This window comes from Pelatocladus sp., assembly GCF_059505505.1.
Genome location: NZ_JCACKS010000181.1, coordinates 1 through 2,868, shown reverse-complemented (window position 1 = coordinate 2,868; position 2,868 = coordinate 1). Strand labels below are relative to the sequence as shown.

The 2,868-nt window shown below is 34.9% G+C and carries 3 protein-coding genes; all 3 read right to left on the bottom strand.

All coding sequences use genetic code 11. From position 1 onward, the window contains the following. Window positions 1–66: 66 nt before the first annotated feature. The 3 genes from AC5JMK_RS13975 to AC5JMK_RS13965 all read right to left on the bottom strand — a co-directional run bounded on the left by AC5JMK_RS13975 (window position 67) and on the right by AC5JMK_RS13965 (window position 2,631). Window positions 67–534 carry a DUF29 domain-containing protein gene (locus AC5JMK_RS13975; protein ID WP_096676564.1) on the bottom strand — a complete coding sequence of 156 codons (468 nt, stop codon included), beginning with the start codon at window positions 532–534 and terminating at the stop codon, window positions 67–69. Then, window positions 527–982: a DUF29 domain-containing protein gene (locus AC5JMK_RS13970; RefSeq protein ID WP_096676563.1), complete on the bottom strand. Its 456-nt coding sequence runs from the start codon at window positions 980–982 to the stop codon at window positions 527–529. The genes AC5JMK_RS13975 and AC5JMK_RS13970 overlap by 8 nt, the downstream gene beginning before the upstream one ends. A 323-nt stretch (window positions 983–1,305) precedes the next feature. Then, window positions 1,306–2,631: an ABC transporter substrate-binding protein gene (locus tag AC5JMK_RS13965; RefSeq protein ID WP_495910376.1), complete on the bottom strand. Its 1,326-nt coding sequence runs from the start codon at window positions 2,629–2,631 to the stop codon at window positions 1,306–1,308. Between the last annotated feature and the right edge of the window lie 237 nt (window positions 2,632–2,868).

The window sequence follows — 2,868 nt, the reverse complement described above, 5'->3', positions numbered from 1 at the left end:
CATAATTCTTCTCTCAATGGAATGATCCTTACAGTCCTACCTGGGGAGTTACAAATTTATCTATAATTACAGCCCGTAGAAATCCTCATCTAGAATCTGCTCAACCGAAAAAGGACAAACTATTGGATACTCACTTTCCTCTGGTACGCGAACCCCAAATTTAGCCAGCTTACCCTCTTTGATCGCTAGCTTTCGACTATCTGGATAAGCTTTTTCTATTGCTTCTACCAAAAAACTTTTGAGAGAAGGAGTATCTGATAAATTATTGAGAACTCGTTGACGATGTTCAAGTACCGAACTATACCAACTTCCTTTCATCATATCGAGTGCATCGTGTTGAACCATTAACTTGAGTAAATGCGCTAACAAAATAGTCAGATTGCTCTTGAGAGCATTTTTTTCCGCTTTACCCAAATCCACTAGCTCCTTAATTAAATGCTCAATGTCAAGCGACTCAAATTCACGATTTCGTAATTGTTGAATTGTTTGCTCTATCCAATCTTGCAAATCGCGATCATATACGTTGTTAGACATTCTTCAGATTGACTCCGTTTTGTTTCAATAATGTTTCTACATCATTAGGAAAAGGACATTTATCAGGAAATTTTGTTTCATATTCTTTACTCATGTTTTTAGAGGCATTTTGATAACATTCATCACATATAGTTAATAAATAATTAAGCAGGCTAGGAGAATCTCGAAGAATGCGGTTGATTTCCTGTTGTGTGCGGCTAATTGTTGCTTCCCAACCACCATAACATTCTGGTAAATTTACATAATTACGTTTTAAAGCATGTTCAAATAAAGTTGTCAAACGACTTTCTAATTCTCGTCTATCTCTCTTCCCCAACGCTTCTATTTCCTCAATTAAGTTTTCCCAATCTACATTGCTATAATCTTGGGATTTTAAGCTATTGACAGTCTGCTCAATCCACAATGCAAAATCTGTTACATACAGAGTTTTTACTGATGCTTGAGTCATAATAAATTAAATTTTTTAGGGTGCTTTAGCAATAGTTTAACAGTTATCAGTTATCAGTTATCAGTAAAGAGTGATGTATTTATTCTTGAGTTTAAGTCCCCCACTAAGAAGGTGGTAGGCTTTAGTGGTGGGTTTAAATCCCCCACCATACGCCGTGATAACTGATAACTGTTCACTGTTCACTGATTTAAGGCACAGCTTCTAGATTGATAAGTTTTGCTTAAAGCTCGGTAACGAAGGTATTAGTCCGCGTAGGCGGACTTGGTTTGTATAACCACGATTTCTAATCGCCAGGTCTTTTTCAAAAATTGGGATGCTCCCGGCTACTTTCCTTCACAACCTTGGATACACTTGAACACATATTTTTCTGGCGAATTCTGATCTGGTATCATCTGCACTAGCTTGCTTTCACCATCGCGATCGCCATTTGCTTTAAATTTTATGCGTCCAGTAACTCCTTTATCAAATGAAATATTGTTTTTAAGTCTGGAAAGGTACTGTCTTACTCCTTCTCGACTAGGATTCTCTTTTAGTGCTTCAATTAAAAGCTTTGTAGCATCATAAGCAGTAGCTGTTCGCCAAGTAACTTTATCTTCGCTATCTTTAGGCTGACACCAAAGTCTATAAGAGTCATTAACAAATTTTTTGGATTCTCCAGAATTAATGGTATAGTGCCAAGGGATTGCAATTACTACATTGCGTAATCTTTTTACTTTATTTTTCAACAAACTTGGATCGTAGATAGCATCTCCACCTAAGTAATAAAAACTTTGAAATTCTTCTGCTTGCAAATTATAAATAATTTCTGGTAGGTCTGTCTTGGTATTTGCGAGCATAAATACAGGAACATTACCTGAATTTTTCACATCCTTTAAAACTTCCGAACCCAGAAAATTTTGACTTATATCATAGGACTTGAAGATAGTTCCTCCTTTGTTCTTCACAGCAGAGCTAAATTCCAATTTAAGAGATAGACTAAATTTATTTTCTTTTTTAAATAAAATGGCTGCCTTCTTTGATGCAATCCTAGTATTATTAATCATATAGCTTGCTAAAGCTTCTGCCTCAGCTTTATTATCAGGAATAATACGAAAGAAGTATTCGTTTCCCTCTGCAATTTTCACTTTAGTACTAGTGGGGGAAATTGATACTAATTCGTGAACACGATATATAGGAGCTGCAACTTCAGTATTACCAGAAGAAAAATGACCAACAACTCCTAAAATATCTTTGGTGCTACCTAAAGTCTCAGCTATTTTTTGAGTTGAACTAAGTTCCTTATCATTATCTTTTTCATTAGCAATAATTACTCTAAGTTTTTTCCCGTTTATATTTTTTGGAGCATTATTAAATTCTTCTTGAGCTTGAGCAACACCGCGTAATATCTCTAAAGCGCTATCTCGAAAATCTTCAATCGGAACCACCACAGCAATTGTATATGCTTCATTATTACCAATCAGAGCATTATTTTTGTAAATCAAGGTTTCTGGATCTGCACATTCATTTGAGCCTGTTATTTTATACTCATCTCTTAATTTTTTAAAATTATCATAAGCTTCATTATATTGTTTTTCTTTCATTTTTAATGAAGCAAGATTTTGAATTTTTATATAATCTGAAACTTTATTATACTGCAATACCTTCGCCAAAATAAAGAGGGCTTTCCGTAGTAGAGTTATTGTTTACCACAACTACAACTCAATCGCTACAGAAAGCCCATGCCAGATATACAGCAGTTTTCAAGTAAATGAGGTACATCTCTGATTGAGTGAAAAACTTTCTTATAATTTATGACCGAATAGTCTGTACCTCATAAACCTGCAATACGCTGTATTAGCACTGTTGGAATGTTTGCAACGATATACAACAAGAACAACTTTGAGACG